The organism is Alicyclobacillus sp. SP_1, assembly GCF_024706985.1.
Taxonomy (GTDB): Bacteria; Bacillota; Bacilli; order Alicyclobacillales; family Alicyclobacillaceae; genus Alicyclobacillus_I.
In genome coordinates, this window is record NZ_JAMCCX010000050.1 from 49490 (window position 1) to 65145 (window position 15656).

General features: G+C 53.1%; 12 protein-coding genes and 1 pseudogene. 11 read left to right on the top strand and 2 right to left on the bottom strand.

From position 1 onward, the window contains the following. The first annotated feature begins 9 nt into the window (after positions 1 to 9). Together tgt and yajC are read left to right on the top strand one after the other, a co-directional pair. Complete coding sequence (gene tgt, locus M4I36_RS12190) at positions 10 to 1158, top strand: tRNA guanosine(34) transglycosylase Tgt (RefSeq protein WP_258112024.1); 1149 nt, start codon at positions 10 to 12, stop codon at positions 1156 to 1158. Then, positions 1155 to 1571 (top strand): preprotein translocase subunit YajC, encoded by a 417-nt coding sequence (gene yajC, locus M4I36_RS12195; protein WP_258112025.1) that lies wholly within the window; start codon positions 1155 to 1157, stop codon positions 1569 to 1571. The genes tgt and yajC overlap by 4 nt, the downstream gene beginning before the upstream one ends. A 103-nt stretch (positions 1572 to 1674) precedes the next feature. On the opposite strand, the gene M4I36_RS12200 is transcribed toward yajC, so the two are convergent. Then, on the bottom strand, positions 1675 to 2091 hold the full coding sequence (locus tag M4I36_RS12200; protein WP_258112026.1) for a TIGR04086 family membrane protein: 417 nt from the start codon (positions 2089 to 2091) through the stop codon (positions 1675 to 1677). Positions 2092 to 2389: 298 nt separating this feature from the next. On the opposite strand from M4I36_RS12200, the gene M4I36_RS12205 reads away from it, so the two are divergent. Continuing rightward, positions 2390 to 4561, top strand: a complete 2172-nt coding sequence (locus M4I36_RS12205) for a sensor domain-containing diguanylate cyclase (RefSeq protein WP_258112027.1) — start codon at positions 2390 to 2392, stop codon at positions 4559 to 4561. A gap of 293 nt (positions 4562 to 4854) precedes the next feature. Beyond that, a pseudogene (locus M4I36_RS12210) lies at positions 4855 to 5358 on the top strand (DUF421 domain-containing protein); the annotation flags it as partial. Positions 5359 to 5433: 75 nt separating this feature from the next. Here M4I36_RS12210 and spoVB read toward each other — a convergent pair. Then, the gene (gene spoVB, locus M4I36_RS12215) at positions 5434 to 7017 is read right to left on the bottom strand and encodes a stage V sporulation protein B (RefSeq protein WP_258112028.1); all 1584 of its coding nucleotides are present in this window, start codon (positions 7015 to 7017) and stop codon (positions 5434 to 5436) included. Between the two features lie 227 nt (positions 7018 to 7244). Here spoVB and M4I36_RS12220 point away from each other — a divergent pair, with 227 nt between their 5' ends. The 7 genes from M4I36_RS12220 (at position 7245) to M4I36_RS12250 (ending at position 15639) form a co-directional block, all read left to right on the top strand. Continuing rightward, positions 7245 to 7520: a post-transcriptional regulator gene (locus M4I36_RS12220; RefSeq protein WP_258112029.1), complete on the top strand. Its 276-nt coding sequence runs from the start codon at positions 7245 to 7247 to the stop codon at positions 7518 to 7520. A 235-nt stretch (positions 7521 to 7755) separates the two neighbouring features. Continuing rightward, positions 7756 to 9018, top strand: a complete 1263-nt coding sequence (secD, locus tag M4I36_RS12225) for a protein translocase subunit SecD (protein WP_258112030.1) — start codon at positions 7756 to 7758, stop codon at positions 9016 to 9018. After that, entirely contained in the window at positions 9015 to 9932 is a 918-nt protein-coding gene (secF, locus tag M4I36_RS12230) for a protein translocase subunit SecF (protein ID WP_258112031.1), read from the top strand. Before secD ends, secF begins: the two co-directional genes overlap by 4 nt. A gap of 4 nt (positions 9933 to 9936) precedes the next feature. Next, positions 9937 to 10860 (top strand): cation diffusion facilitator family transporter, encoded by a 924-nt coding sequence (locus M4I36_RS12235; RefSeq protein ID WP_258112032.1) that lies wholly within the window; start codon positions 9937 to 9939, stop codon positions 10858 to 10860. Beyond that, the gene (gene recJ / locus M4I36_RS12240; protein ID WP_258112033.1) at positions 10841 to 12904 is read left to right on the top strand and encodes a single-stranded-DNA-specific exonuclease RecJ; all 2064 of its coding nucleotides are present in this window, start codon (positions 10841 to 10843) and stop codon (positions 12902 to 12904) included. The genes M4I36_RS12235 and recJ overlap by 20 nt, the downstream gene beginning before the upstream one ends. 18 nt (positions 12905 to 12922) lie before the next feature. Continuing rightward, positions 12923 to 13441 (top strand): adenine phosphoribosyltransferase, encoded by a 519-nt coding sequence (locus M4I36_RS12245; RefSeq protein ID WP_258112034.1) that lies wholly within the window; start codon positions 12923 to 12925, stop codon positions 13439 to 13441. 20 nt (positions 13442 to 13461) lie between these two features. Continuing rightward, the gene (locus M4I36_RS12250) at positions 13462 to 15639 is read left to right on the top strand and encodes a RelA/SpoT family protein (RefSeq protein ID WP_258112035.1); all 2178 of its coding nucleotides are present in this window, start codon (positions 13462 to 13464) and stop codon (positions 15637 to 15639) included. Positions 15640 to 15656 lie beyond the last annotated feature (17 nt).

Below are 15656 nucleotides of genomic sequence, written 5' to 3' on the forward strand. Positions count from 1 at the left end.
TCTTTTTCCTTGTCTGGACCGATTCAGTTCGATTTACTTCAACGCTGTTCCCATACCCGCGCACGGCGAGGTCGCTTAAAGACACCGCATGGCGTCATTGAAACCCCTGTCTTTATGCCAGTCGGCACACAGGCTACCGTGAAAACAATGTCTCCATTCGAATTGAGGGAAATGGGTGCCGGAATCATTCTCTCCAACACCTATCACCTACATTTGCGTCCTGGAGAAGACTTGGTTCAAGAAGCAGGTGGGTTGCACTCCTTCATGCGTTGGCCGGGTGCTGTGCTCACGGACAGTGGTGGCTTTCAAGTGTTTAGCCTCTCCAGTCTGCGCAAGATCACCGAAGAAGGGGTGACGTTTCGTTCACACATCGACGGTAGTCCGCGTTTTTTTTCGCCAGAGACGGTGATGGCCATAGAGAATGCCCTCGGTGCCGATATCATTATGGTCCTCGATGAATGCCCGCCGTATCCGGCGGATAGACCTTATATCGAGGCTTCATTAGAACGCACACTGCGCTGGGCGGAGCGGTGTCTGAAAAGTCATGCCCGCCCAGAGACACAAGGGCTGTTTGCGATTGTGCAGGGCGGTATGTATGGTGATTTGAGAAAGACCGCAGCGGGTTCGCTCAGTTCTATGGATTTCCCTGGTTTTGCAATAGGTGGTTTGAGTGTCGGAGAACCAAAGTTTATGATGTATGATGTACTTGCAGAAACCACAGCCTTTCTGCCAGCGTCGAAACCACGATATCTCATGGGTGTGGGGTCCCCAGACGACTTGTTTGAAGGTGTGGAGCGTGGTGTGGACATGTTTGACTGTGTTCTGCCTACGCGCATTGCGAGAAATGGGACGGTCCTGACGAGTCGCGGTAAAGTAGTGTTGAAGAACGCTAAATACGCTCGGGACTTTCGACCGCTCGATGAGAACTGTTCTTGCGCGGTGTGTCAGGTGTATACGCGGGCCTATCTGCGCCATCTTCTCAAGGCTGAGGAAGTGCTGGGAATTCGCCTGACTTCGTATCACAATGTCTATTTTCTGCTCGACTTGATGAAACAGATTCGTGGAGCCATTGAGAACGACTCATTTCTCGCGCTCAAGCGAAGTTTTTACGAATCCTATGGTTATGAACACACGGAAGGGATGGATGTTGAGTCATGAAACCTGCTTCTCTCCTCATTTTAGTAGTCGTCATCGCCGTATTTTACATCTTGATGATTTTGCCGCAACGAAGGCAGCAAAAGCAGCGCCAAGCCATGATGCGCAGCATGGAGGTAGGTTCGAAAATTGTGACGGTTGGAGGCTTCCACGGTCAAATCGTATTGGTCACAGACTCCATCATTCGAGCTGAATTTGCGCCAGGCGTCATCTTCGAGATGGATCCACGTGCAATAGCCCGAGTTGTCAGCTCACCGGAGCCGACTTACGGCGCTCCGGAGACACCGTCATGGGAAGAGCGCGAAGAAACCGCCGATGAGCAGGGCACTGTGGCGTCTTCGGGTAGCACGTATACAGCGGAATCGACCGAAGACACCGCAGAGAGAGAGGAGAGCGGCCGGTCCGGAGCTCATTGAATAGAGCACTACAACTGAGGCATGCGCGGAGGTGGCGACAGATGTCGCACCTCCGTTTGTTTTTTTTCGGTGCTTTGCTAGGCATCGAGGCCAGAAGCGCTCGTTATTTCGCAGGTTCTCGCGTCGATGCTTTGCCTAAAACTCCAGCAAACGACGCTAAGATGGTCATGAGTAAGATACGAAACATCCCGTCTGCATCGAGGGTGAATGTCTGAAAGGATACGAATCCAATGGCGGTCATGACACAAGAATACAGGAGTCCAGTGATACCGCCGACGTACCAACCTTCACGATGTTTGGCTCTACGACTGGCAACAAACGCTCCTACAAACGTTGCGAGGCCGTGCACAATGTAGCTACCAACTACAATTCTTCCATCCGTCATGTCGTCTGCCTGCGCCAGCCAGATGACGGCCATCATTCCGAAGATCGACAGACATAGGGCGACGAAGAGTCCATAGAGTACTGGAAAACCACGCTCCGGCGTTGCGGACGTAGGTGGAATTCTCGACGTGCGCATGAAGAAGCCTCCTCAATTTCGGGTTGCGGTTTGTTGACCTTCTTAGGATTGCTGTTTGCTTAACTTCCCTGCAAGGATATCCATTGGACACGCTCTTTGCCTCAATATATTCATTCTTTCAAAAAAACATGCCAATGAGTATTCCATTTTTGCTCGATTGTAGTACAATTACGTCATCTAACTGGAGTTTTTGGTGGTCTGAGAAAATTTGGCGCAGACAATGCCAATCATGGGCAGGCGATGGCTTGTGGCTTGACTGGCGCGATGAGACCGGCACGGGAAAGTAGGGGACGGCAACGTGACACGACAGTTTCCGCAGAGGGCAACGATATATGCTTGGGTTGTGGCTTTGGCCGGTCTGGCCGCTGGGGCGTTTTTTGTTCCAGGACTGTTTCATCCGTGGTGGTTTATCACCATCGGCCTAGTGGCAGTCGCCGCTCTGCTGGAGCACTTGCCGGTTCCTATCGGTTCCATTTTGACGTCTTTGGTGATGGCGGTCCCACTCGGGGCGGTGGTTGCCTATCGCCCGGAGACGGCCATTTGGGTGCCAGCGCTGGCGTCGTTTGTGGCCGCTATTTTCTTTGGAAAGCGTAAAAGCAGCTGGTATATTATTGCCTTTAATGTCGGTCAATACCTCCTTAGTTCTCTGGTTCTTGTCGGCATCTTCTACCTCGTCGTCCCGCATCATCCGTCGGGTGTGTCATTAAACCTTTCCGTGATTTTAGGCATGGTAGCAGCTGGTATCGGCTTTGTGGTTGCCAATCACTTGTTTTTAAACGGGATGCAAAAATTTATGGACAGATTCGATGGCACGTTGGCACTCACATTGTTTAAAGCGGATATGCTCAATTTGTTGATAGTCTTTCCATTCTCCTTGGCTATGGTGTTGCTGCGGCCCATTCAGTCTTGGCTGACGGTCGTCGCTTTATTACCCCTTGTCGTGCTGTCTTACACTCTGCGAAATATTCGAACACTTCGAGATATGCAGACGGTGCACACCACGGCTATTCGCTTGGCGAGCGAGTTTGACTTGGAAGCCATTGGTCGCGAAACAGCCTCGGCAGTTCGAAAGTTGTGCTCTGCCGACGAAGTGGTCGTTTTTCAGATTCACCCCGACTCGAGACGTTTGTTGCCTCTTGCTGTCGAGCCGGAAGAAGACAAGGACCAGTTCAGTTCCTTGGGATGGCCGGAGGAAGAAGGAGGCGTTATTTGGGAAGTTATTGACTCTCGTGAACCAGTCTATGTTCAGGATACTCGCAAAGACAGTCGGGTCGTGTGGACTGGTACGGACGGCATTCGATTTCTCAGCATGGTCATCGTGCCTCTGCACAGTCGTGCCGCCGTCCAAGGGGCGATTGTACTCTACTCCAAGCGGTCTTATGCGTTTTCAGAGTCGATTCAATATGCGACGGCTCTTGGTGCACACGTGTCGGTTTTAATCGAGAATGCCCGTTTATATCAGGAATTGCTCAGTCGGTCTGCTCGGGACGGTGCCACGGGCTTATACAACTATCGTCATTTCTATGAAGTGTTGCATCGGCGCATGAAATGGGCACAAGAGTCAGAAACGGCGCTTTCGGTGGCGATTATCGATATCGATTTTTTCAAGAAATTCAACGATACATACGGGCATTTGGCCGGAGACGCTGTTCTCAAGTCGGTCGGAGAGTTACTGCGGGATTTGGCAGGCGAAGACGCGCTGGTGGCTCGGTATGGTGGGGAGGAGTTTGGGGTTATTTTGCCTTTGCCGACTGCGTTAGCACTGGAGAGGATTGAGCAAATGCGCTCCGCCATTATGCATCATCAGGTCGAGTTTGACGGATATCAACTCCAAGGTATCACAGTATCTGCTGGTGTCGCGAATTATCCAGAGCATTCGTCGACCGATAGAGAACTGCTGTTGCGAGCCGACTCGGCGATGTACTGGGGAGCTAAGCAACGTGGGCGAAATCGCTCGGCTGTATACGCTCCCGAATTTGACCACCCCCTCAATATTGATGCACTGACGGGATTGTACACCTATCATTTTGCAAACAATCGCGTCGCTGAGGAATTGGAATTGGGCGTGCGTCAATGGGGAGTCGTGTGTATGGACATTGCGAGTTTTGGAGCGGTAAACGCATCCATTGGCTTTTCGGAAGGAACCCAGGTATTAAAGGATGTCGCCATGCGGCTACGCGATGTAGTCCGTCAAGGAGAGTTGGCGTGTCGCTATGGAGGAGATGAATTCCTCGTCTTGGTACCCAACGTCGGTGAAGAGGAACTAGGGACTATCTCAGATCGCATTGTCAAAGCTCTGACCACCAGTTCTTACGTAGTCTCAGGAAATGTGGCTCTGCGACTGCAAGTTCATGTGCGGTTTGCTGCGTTCGCGGAACTGACGCGTACCTCCGATTTATTCGATGAGACGGGCCAGTTGTTTATGGCGCTGTCGAGTCACCGGGAATCTTCTTCGTCCTCTCTAGCCTAAATGAAAAGTGCTTATGTAGTGCCTACGCCACCATTTCTACCCTTTCCCGCACAAGCTCATGTACTCGCCTTTTTTCGCGAGGTGCTTTCCGTCGATGAAGCCTTTGTGCCGATGAAGCCTTTCCGTTTTGGCCATACTAGGCAACATCGGGAGGCGTTCGGATGGCCAATATGCCTTGGTGGGAATTTGTACTGCGCATCGTGGTTCTGTACTTTTTTGTGATGATCGCGCTGCGCGTCATGGGCAAGCGCGAAATAGGCCAGCTCTCCGTTTTCGATTTTGTCGTCTCGGTCATGATTGCAGAGGCTTCGACACTGCCGATTGAGGACAAGAACATCCCCATATTTCGTGGCCTGGTAAGTATTGCGGTGCTGGTTGCGTTGCAAATTTCCGTGGCGCTGCTCCAATTGAAAAGCCATCGTTTCCGCCACTGGGTAGACGGAGAGCCGTCTGTGCTTGTCGAGCGGGGACAAATTAAAGAGCGTGAGATGAAAAAAATGCGCTACACGATGCATGACTTGCTGACGCAGTTGCGCCAGCAGGGTCTGTTTGATGTGGCTGACGTCGAGTTTGCCATTTTAGAAACATCGGGAGACTTGTCTGTCTACCCAAAGCCCCACGCCCGTCCATTGACTCCAGCTGACATTGGAGTGCGAGCCGTCGACAACGGACTGCCTATTCCGTTAGTGGTGGATGGAAATGTCGTAACCAAATCTTTGTCTAAGCTCCAGGTAGATGAAAATTGGGTACACCAAGAATTAGCCCGGCGCGGGTATCCGGTCGTAAAGGACGTATTCTTCGCGGCGGTTCTCGCCGATGGAACCATCTCGGTCGATCCGGTCGATGAAACCATCCCTTCACAGACCACCCGCTTAGATGGCAAATGGCACCCACGATACGACGGTCGCCAGAAGTCCGCCTACCTTCGGCAATCGTTTGACGTTGGCGGTAGTGACCACGCGAAATCCACAGAGCAAAAAGAAATAGAGGAAGAACGAGCCCACCAGGGCGAGCCAAACCGTCGTCGCCGTCACAGAGGTGCCGCGGCGCGTGATGACTTCCACGAAGATGAGCATCAATAGAGATGCGATGACCGTCTTGATGGTGCTTTCCACGCGGATGGGGAACCCAATCTGGCGTGCCACACTGAAAATGTGCAGTCCAGTAGTCAAGCAAATAGAGAGAGTGACTGCCCAAGCAACCCCGAGAATGCCCAGATGTGGCGATGAGGCAAACCAGTAAATACAGATGAGTCGAACGACACCACCGATGATGGAGTTACGCATGGCCGTCCCAGCCTTATTTAGGCCTTGCAAAATTCCTGTCAGCGGGGCTTGGAGATAAAGAAGAAAACCGCACGGTGCCATGACAGCAAGAATTCTGCCCACTTCTGGTTGGTGGTAAATGGCCGCTGAGAGGGGAGTGGCCAGCAAGGTGAGAATGACCGACGACGGTAAGCCGACGATAGCGGTTGCGAGAAAGCTCTGTGTCAACCGTATGCGCACACGCTGTATGTTATTTCCCGCAACCGCTTCAGACACGGCGGGGACCAAGTTAGTGGCAAGGGACCAGGTAAACACGGTCGGGAAAATCAGCAGGGGGATGGCCATGCCGCTGTATTCTCCGTAGGCTGCGGTCGCGCGGTGGATGGTTAGCCCGGCGTGAATCAGCGCTCGTGTCACAAGCACTGGTTCCAAAGCGAAAATCGCCGATGAGATAAGACGACTGAGTGTCACTGGTGCGGCAATCGCCGTGATCGACTTGAGCGTCTGACGCGTCGTTTCTGTACTTCGATTGGGCGCTTCTGGGAGCACTTGCTCTAAGCGTGCTCGTCGGCGCTGCTGGACAATCAGATAGACAAGGCCGGAGAGTTCTCCGAAGACCATGCCCATCATCGCCGCTGCAGCAGCAAAGGGCAGTGAGTAGCGGATGAAGTAGGCGGCTAGCCCCCAAATGGTGAGGATGCGGACCATCTGCTCGAGGATGGACGCCCAGGCAGTCGGAGTCATGTCTTGAATTCCCTGAAAGTAACCGCGATAAATGGTCGCAATGGCGATGATCGAGACAATCGGAATCATTGCCAAGTAACTTGGGTATGCGCGCGGGTCAGATAACCAGTGATGCAGCACAAAATGTCTACCGAACCACATGAGGAGCGTGAAAACGACGGCCAAGGTGCCAATCACGATGGAACTGACGCGCAAAATGCGGCGGATGCGAACGCGATCGCCCTCCGCAACCGCTTCTGCTACGAGTTTAGAGATGGCGACAGGTAATCCAGCTGTGACGAAAGTCAGAACTAGATTAAGCAGAGGAAAGACGAGTTGAAACAGCCCCATGCCCGAAGCGCCAATCAGCCGGGTGAGGAAAATTCGATAAACGAAGCCCATGATGCGCGTCACCAAACTCGCCGCAATCAATACTAGGGCGCCGTGAAGGAATGTTTTTTGCTTCACGCCACCGCCTCCTCCTGTCTCTATGCCGGATGTGTCTGTCAGGACATGCTGGTATCAAGGTATGCCGTGCGCGAGAGGGTTAGTCCAAGTAGGAAATTGCTTTCCGGTGGCGAATAGGGAGGGTGGAACAGGAAGAGGCGAATGTCTTGCTTGCGAAGTATCGGTGCGTATAAGGCAGGGAGCCGCAATTTGGCGGGTGTTTCGGCTTTGGGAATGGGGGAAGAATAGTGGAAATCGAATCGGAATCCATCGATGCGCGGGCATACCATTCGGAGATTGATGCGCTTTGCCGAGTCAAGGCAGAAGAGTTTGCGGCGATTGGCTATGAGCGCATCTCGCCTCGCGACATCCGCGCTTGTGCAGAGTGGATGACGCGCTCGAATCAACGGCTTTACGCACTCGTGGAAACTGTGTTGACGATGCGCATTGACCAGTTTATGAACTACCAGACGGTGAACGCGTATAAGGGAATCTTCTCCGAAGACGAGCCCCTGCCGGATTGACCGAGAACGCATGGAATGGCGCAGAAAATAGCGGTACCAGCGCGGATTTTGCTGAACGTGATGGAGTGGTTTTGTTTGACGAATCTTGAATATCCCCAGTATACTAAGGGCTGGCTTGTTGGCTCTGCCAGATGTGGATAGAGAGCCCGTATTTGCGGCACTCAGGTGCCCGAACGTAATGCACAGACAAGATGGAATGAGGACTGGAAATGCGTGAACTAGAGGGGGACAGGCCATGAAATGGGGCCGCTTTGGCGTGTTCCTAGGCATCGCTGTCATTATTGTCGGCTTGACAGCAGGAACCGTTGCATCAGTATGGAAACAAATTCCGCTTGGGTTGGATTTGAAGGGCGGTATCAGCCTTCTCTATAAAGTGGAGCCAGTCGACAACAAACCGTTGACAAAGGCGGGTATTCAGGCAGCTTTAGAAGCCGTCGAAACGCGAGTAGACTCGCTTGGTGTGACGTCGCCGCTGATTAACTTGGAAAATGGCTCGGAAATCAGCGTTCAACTTGCAGGCGCGTTCAATCAGCAGCAGGCGGAACAAATTATTGGGCAAACGGCACAATTGGCGATTTATGGAGAGGTCACAAAGGGGAAGAATGGGAAAGCAGCACCCGTGCCAAGTTCGCTTCTCGTGACAGGCAGAGACCTGAAGAGCAATGCCTCCGTTGGCCAAGATTCGACCACGGGTGCGCCGACGGTCGATGTCACGTTTAAAAATGCCTCCCAATGGGCGAAAATCACTAAGCAGTACTTGGGCAAGCCTATTTATACATTTCTGAATGGGAACCTCATTACGGCCGCCACGATTGAGGATGTTATTGAAAACGGACAAACGCAAATCTCGGGTATCGGCAGTGTCGAAAAATGTCGTGTGCTGGCGAAGGAACTTAACGCGGGCTCGTTGCCTTACCCTCTGAAGCGAATTGCATCGACAAACATCGGTCCACAGCTCGGTGCAGCGTCGTTGAAAGCGACCATGTATGCGGGTTTGGCAGCAGTCATATTAATCTTTTTCTTCATGATTGGAATGTATCGAATGGCTGGCGTCATTGCTGACTTGGCCATCGTCGCTTACGCCTACGTTACGCTTCTGATTTTCGCCGCTTTCCCGATTACCCTGACCCTACCTGGTTTGGCCGCCTTGGTGCTCGGGTTAGGTATTGCCGTGGACGCGAACATCATTACCTATGAGCGCATCAAGGACGAGGTTCGCAACGGTCGTAGCTTACAGTCAGCCGTCATCGCGGGTTCGCGCAGAGCTTTGCGGACCATCGTCGATTCCAACGCCACCACGTTTATCGCTGCCGTCGTCATGTTTTGGTTTGGTCAGGGAGATGTGCGGGGCTTCGCAGTCGCCTTGATGGTCAGTATCATCGTCTCCTTGCTGACGGCAGTATTCCTGTCGCGCACCATGCTCCAAGTGTTCACGCGGGCTAACGTCGTCCGCAAACCGTGGTGGTATGGTTCACGGAAAAGGAGCGTGGAACAATGAAAGTGCATTTTGACATCATCCGTCGACGCAAGTGGTTTTTCACCATCTCGAGTCTTATCACAGTAGCGGGCCTCGTGGTCTTTTTGGTGTCGGGTTTCAACTTGGGGACCGACTTTAAAGCGGGATCGCAAGTGCAAGTGCAGTTGAATCAACCTTTCACGTCAACTCAAGTCGCGCATGTCATGACCGAAGCAGGGTTGACGTTGACTCCTGGCGCTGTCACGAAAGCCGGCTTAAACGACCAGACCGCCATCATTCGCTTCTCGGATGTGCTGACGAGCAAGCAGATTGCGAACATCACGTCGGATATGAAAACGGCGTTTCCCAAGGCACTGCCGCCGCAAATTAACACGGTTGATCCACTCGTTGCCACTCAGACTTCACATAAAGCAGTATTGGCGGTCTTATTTGCCTCGCTGTTCATCGTGATTTACGTGGCCATTCGCTTTGAGTACCGCTATGCAGTGGCCGGTATCATCGCGCTCATGCACGATGCGTTTATCGTCATGTCGGTCTTCGCCTTGTTGCGCTTGGAGGTCAACCTGACGTTCATCGCAGCGGTATTGACGATTGTCGGCTATTCCATCAACGACACGATTGTCATTTTCGACCGAATTCGCGAAAACATGAAACTCACGCCGCCCAATTCGTATGAGGAGTTACAGGCTCTCGTCAACAAGAGTTTGTGGCAGACGATGACGCGGTCTCTGAATACGGTTGCCACCGTGTTGATTGCTGCCCTTATGCTGTTCTTCTTTGGGGGCCAGTCAATTCATGACTTCACGTTTGCACTGATTGTCGGTCTTATCAGTGGAGCGTACAGTTCCATTTTTATCGCATCGCCGATTTGGGTCATTTGGCGCGGACGCGATTTTCGACGCAAGGCAAGACTCGCGGCTCTCGACAAAGCGTGACGTGATGGCGACTTCGGAAGACTGGCAAGCGCGCCAACTCGCAGTAGTCAATGCGGTCATCAATGTGCTGCTCACCATCGTCAAAGCGGTGGTGGGCATCTTGTCGTCCAGTGAAGCCTTAATTGCGGATGCGGTGCACTCAGGAGCTGATGTAGTCGGTTCGATTGCGGTTATCATTGGACTCCGAATTGCCAAAAAGCCAGCGGATGCCGACCATCCTTACGGTCATGGCAAAGCAGAATTGATTGCTGCGTCCCTCGTGGGTGGTTTTCTCTTCGCCGCGGCTCTGGATGTGGGATATTCTTCGATTCGCTCCCTGTTTGCACCCCAGACTGCTCCTGGCGTCAGTGCAGCATATACTGCACTTGGCGCCATCGTGATCAAAGAGATCTTGTTTCATCTGAACTTCCGCATTGGCCGAAAAATTCATCGCCAGAGTTTAGTTGCGAGTGCCTATGATAGCCGGTCCGATGTATACTCCTCTCTGGCGGCGCTCCTCGGCATTCTACTCTCGATTGCCGGTAAACGGTTTGACGTTCCGTTTCTTCTCTATATGGACGGAGTCGCAGGCGCAGTCGTTGCCCTGTTGGTCTTGAAGATCGCTCTGCGTGTCACAAAAGAGGCTTTACAGCCCCTGATGGACCGAGTCATCTTGGAACCCACCAATCTCGCTCCATATCGGGAAGTCATTGTCCACGTCCCTGGTGTCGAGCACATCGACGAGCTTCGCGTGCGGGACCACGGTTCTTACGTGATTGTCGATGTTGAAATTAGTGTTCACGCCCAGATGACCGTGCTTCAGGGTCACGAAGTGGCGGCAACGGTCAGGAGGGCGATGCGCACGGCATTCCCGCGTGTTCAAGATGTGTTTGTGCATGTCAATCCGTACATAGAAGGGGAAGATTTGTTTGGCCGACCACACGACTGAAGGGATGGACCGTTCCATCGACCATGGGTCATCGCCGCTGCTTTGGAAGTCTGCCGAGGTTTGTGAAGACGATATCTCGAGATTGTCTATCGCGTTGTCCGTCCCTCCGGTTGTTGCGAAGTGGCTGTGTTTGCGCGGTCTCACGGAGGCTGCGGACGCTTTGGAATATCTTCACGGCAGCGAACCGTTCACGGCGCCCGATGATTTTTTGGACATGACAGAGGCCGTGAGAATTCTCACAGACGCTGTGGAACAACGGCAGACCATAGCCATCGTCGGCGACTATGACGCCGATGGTGTGACGTCCACTGCCATCCTTCATTTAGTGATGAAGGCACTCGGCGGCCAAGTGATGTGTCTCATCCCGCACCGTGAAGAAGATGGGTACGGCTTGTCAACCTCCCTTGTCGATCGCGCTCGTGAGGCTGGGGCCAAGGTTCTCTGTACGGTCGACAACGGCATTCGCGCCATGGACGCCGTTTCGTATGCTAAACATGCGGGCATGGTGGTCGTGGTCACGGATCATCATGAACCGGGAGAGCAGTTGCCTGACGCCAATGCGCTCATTCACTACGAGCGGCACCGCTATCCGCGGATTGCAAAGCGCCTTTCGGGCGCTGGAGTCGCTTGGAAACTGGGGGTAGCCCTGTTGGAGGCGAGTGCCACCCGAAGTGTGGGGCGGGACATTGGCGCGGCGGAGCGAGATGAACTGCACCATCTCGCGATGGGCTATGCTGCTGTTGGCGCGATTGCCGACCGAATGCCGCTCTACGGTGAAAATCGGCGCTTGCTGCGGGAAGGGCTGAATGCTTTAGCGGGCGTATCCCATGCGGGATGGCAGGCGTTTTTAGCTCGAGCTGGGGTGCAAAAGCAACCCGTGAGCGTCGGCGATGTGGAGTGGAAACTGGCTCCGCGACTCAATGCTGCGGGTCGAATGGACTCTGCCGAGGTTGCTTATCGACTGCTGATGGCGACGAATGACGCCAGTGCAGCGACGTATGCGGAGCAACTAGAGGAGCTGAACAAAGCGCGTCGATCCGCTTCTCTCAGGGCATCTGCAGAAGCTATTGCGGCCACAGCTCTGGGCGACGTGGACAGGCCGTCAGGCGTGGTTGTGGCGGGTCCTTGGAAACTGGGGGTGGTCGGCATTGTCGCCGCGCGTGTCGCCGAGGTGTTTCAGTGTCCGACGGTGGTCTTTTCTGACTTCGGCGAGCCGATTTTGCGCGGGTCGGGACGAACCTATGGGCATCGACCGCTCTATTCCCTGATTGAGGCGTGTTCTGCACATTTGCACCACTACGGGGGGCATGAAGGTGCGGTCGGCTGCGGGGTGGAGCGAGACCATCTTGAAGCGTTTCGGAGTGCGTTTCAGGAACAAGCTCGGCGCGTTGCTGACTCTGTGCTGCCGTCTGCCATCGATGAGAGAGCACCTGTGGCCGATGATTTTTTAGCGCTGTCCGATGTCACGCTGGATTTGGTGCAGTGGAAACAGCGCTTCGAGCCGTTCGGGGAGGGGAATCCTGATTTTTTATTCTACCTTGGCCCGCTACAAATCAAGGAGATTCAGTGGATGGGGGCAGACTCGAAGCACGCGCGTTTGCACGTAGCGGAGGGCAATGTGGAACACGGTTTGGTGTGGTTTCAGGTGCCAGAAGCAGTGAAGCAGTGGAAGGCCGGTCAGCAGATAGCCGTTTTTGCAAGGCTGGAAAAGAACGAGTGGCGTGGCAACCTTCGGCCGCAACTGCGCGTCGAGCGCGGGTTTTTACTGGATAATCCGCTACTCCGTGAGCAGTTTGCGCAGATGTATTTGTGGTTTCGCAGAAAAGGTGTTATCACCAAGTCAGAGATGGTTGGAAAACGGGCGGAAACGGCGCGTTTGCCGTTGTTATTTCAAATTTTTTGTGAGCTCGGATTTGCTGAGGACGAAGGCACTGCGTATCATATAGTGCATACACCGAAGCCGCGTGACTTGCGGCATTCCACCACGTATCAACGTCACTTGTGGCAGTGCATGCAAGCAGCGCTCAAGGGACCGTCGGCGTGAGCTTGCAAGGAGGACATCATGGGATTTGAAACGTGGATTCGAGATATCCCCAATTTCCCGAAAGAGGGAATTTTGTTTCGCGACATTACCCCGCTTCTGGCGGATGGCAAGGCTTATCGAAAGGCTATCGAGCAGTTGTCCGACTTCGCTCGTTCTTGTCGAGCGGAGATGATTGTCGGCCCGGAGGCGCGTGGCTATGTGGTGGGGGCACCTCTTGCAGTGATGACGGAATGTGGGTTTGCACCAGTCCGCAAGTCGGGCAAACTGCCAGGAGAGACCATCCGCGAAACGTATAGTCTAGAGTATGGTGAGGATGCCTTAGAAATACACACAGATGCCATTCGACCAGGAATGCGAGTGCTGGTCGCCGACGACTTGTTGGCAACTGGAGGCACCATGCAGGCCACAGTCAAGCTGGTGCAACGGCTTGGTGGACATGTGGTTGGTGCTGCCTTTTTGATTGAGCTTGTCGCACTCGGCGGTCGCGCTCGACTCGAGGGCATTCCTGTCGTCACTTTGGTGCAATACGATGGCTAAACAGAGAGGAGGAGACGGCAATGGTGAGTGAAGAACGGACACTGGACGAGCTTTGCCGCATCGTCTCCGATTACTGTGACCCACAGGAACTCGATTTGATTTGTCGTGCCTACCGTTTCGCTGCCAACGCGCATGAAGGGCAGTTTCGGAAATCTGGGGAACCCTACATTACGCATCCTTTGGCCGTCGCCAACATCCTTGCCGAACTGCAAGTGGATTGCACCACCATTGTGGCGGGACTGCTTCATGATGTGGTCGAGGATACGCCGGTGACCGATGCCGATCTCGTTCAGTCTTTCGGCTCGGACGTGGCTGCTTTGGTGGATGGCGTGACGAAATTGAAACGTATTAAATTTGACTCGCGCGAGGAGCAGCAGGCGGAGAATTTGCGCAAGATGTTTATGGCGATGGCTCGCGACATCCGCGTACTTATCATCAAATTGGCGGACCGTCTGCACAACATGCGTACGTTAAAATATCAGCCGCCCGACAAACAATTGCGCACCGCGCGTGAGACATTAGAGATTTTCGCGCCTTTGGCACACCGCTTGGGAATTTATACTATGAAGTGGGAATTAGAAGACGTAGCATTTCGCTATTTGAACCCCACAGAATATTATCGCATTGTGGACTTAATGGCCGAGAAGAGGAAAGAGAGAGAGCGTTATATTGAGGAGGTCATGAATCTTCTGCGCAACCGACTTTCCGAGTTAGACTTAGCCGCAGAAGTTTCCGGACGTGCCAAACACATTTACAGTATCTATCGGAAGATGATCACCCAAAACAAAGAGTTTAACGAAATTTACGACCTATTTGCCGTCCGAGTCACGGTGGAAAGTATTAAAGACTGCTATGGGGTGCTCGGCGTGGTTCATACGTTGTGGAAACCCATGCCGGGTCGATTTAAAGACTATATCGCCATGCCTAAAGCGAATATGTATCAAAGCTTGCACACAACGGTGATTGGACCACGCGGTGAACCGCTCGAGATTCAAATTCGCACCTGGGAAATGCATCAAACTGCCGAATTTGGTATTGCTGCCCATTGGGTCTATAAAGAAGATGGAGAAGGCAGTCGTTCCGAAGGGAAATTTTCGCAAAAATTGGCGTGGTTTCGCGAAGTGTTGGAGTGGCAGCAGGATTTTCGAGACGCGCAGGAATTTATGGAGACACTTAAAATTGACCTCTTTGCGGATGAGGTTTTTGTTTTCACACCGAAAGGCGATGTTTACGATTTGCCAGCGGGTTCGGTACCCATTGACTTTGCCTATCGGGTTCATACGGACATCGGCAATCGCTGCACGGGAGCGCGCGTGAATGGGAAAATGGTGCCGCTCGACTATCGACTGCGAACGGGAGACATCGTTGAAATTCTGACCACGAAGACGGGTTACGGGCCGAGTCGCGACTGGTTAAAAATCGTCAAGTCGTCGCAGGCCAAGAGTAAAATTCGTCAGTGGTTCAAACGGGAAAAGCGAGATGAGAACATCGCTCGTGGGCGAGAAGTGGTCGAGAGGGAATTGGTTCGCCAACGGATTGACCCTCATTTAGTCTTGTCTGGGGCTTATCTTACGGACGTGATGCAAAAATTTTCGTTTACACGGGAAGAAGATTTGTATGCGGCCGTAGGGTACGGTGGAATTAGCGCCGGGCATGTGGTGACACGTTTAGTCGAAAAACTTCGCAAAGAGCAGCAGACGGTTCAGCAGGATACGCTCAGTCTGGAGCGAAAATCGGCTTCGAAACCCACCGAGATGGGCGTGCGCGTGCGCGGCGTGGACAATATGCTGATTCGGTTTGCTCGCTGCTGTCATCCCGTTCCTGGGGATGCCATCACCGGGTTTGTTACGCGTGGTCGAGGCGTGTCGGTTCATCGCGAAGATTGTCCGAATGTGAAAAGCTTGCTTGTGGACGGTAGTCGTCAAATCGACGTGGAGTGGGCGTCACACCGAGATTGGTCTTATCACGTCGCATTGGAGGTCACTGCGATGGATAGGCATGGGTTAATTAACGAGATGATGAACGCTATTGCCGAGACAAAAACCGACATCATGGGTGTGAGTGCTCGCGTTGACAGCCAAAAAGTGGCTCACGTGCATCTCGATGTGCGCATCCGCAATCTTGACCACTTGCGCAGTGTGACGGAGCGGTTGAAACGTTTGCGAGACACGCTCACGGTGCACCGTGTGACGCAGTGAGACTAAGGACCATCGTG

Excerpts from the sequence above, each read along its gene's own strand:
- M4I36_RS12245 (WP_258112034.1), top strand. The coding sequence starts at position 12,923 with ATGGGATTTGAAACGTGGATTCGAGATATCCCCAATTTCCCGAAAGAG.
- M4I36_RS12250 (WP_258112035.1), top strand. The coding sequence starts at position 13,462 with ATGGTGAGTGAAGAACGGACACTGGACGAGCTTTGCCGCATCGTCTCC.
- yajC (WP_258112025.1), top strand. The coding sequence starts at position 1,155 with ATGAAACCTGCTTCTCTCCTCATTTTAGTAGTCGTCATCGCCGTATTT.
- M4I36_RS12200 (WP_258112026.1), bottom strand. The coding sequence starts at position 2,091 with ATGCGCACGTCGAGAATTCCACCTACGTCCGCAACGCCGGAGCGTGGT.
- M4I36_RS12235 (WP_258112032.1), top strand. The coding sequence starts at position 9,937 with ATGGCGACTTCGGAAGACTGGCAAGCGCGCCAACTCGCAGTAGTCAAT.
- secD (WP_258112030.1), top strand. The coding sequence starts at position 7,756 with ATGAAATGGGGCCGCTTTGGCGTGTTCCTAGGCATCGCTGTCATTATT.
- secF (WP_258112031.1), top strand. The coding sequence starts at position 9,015 with ATGAAAGTGCATTTTGACATCATCCGTCGACGCAAGTGGTTTTTCACC.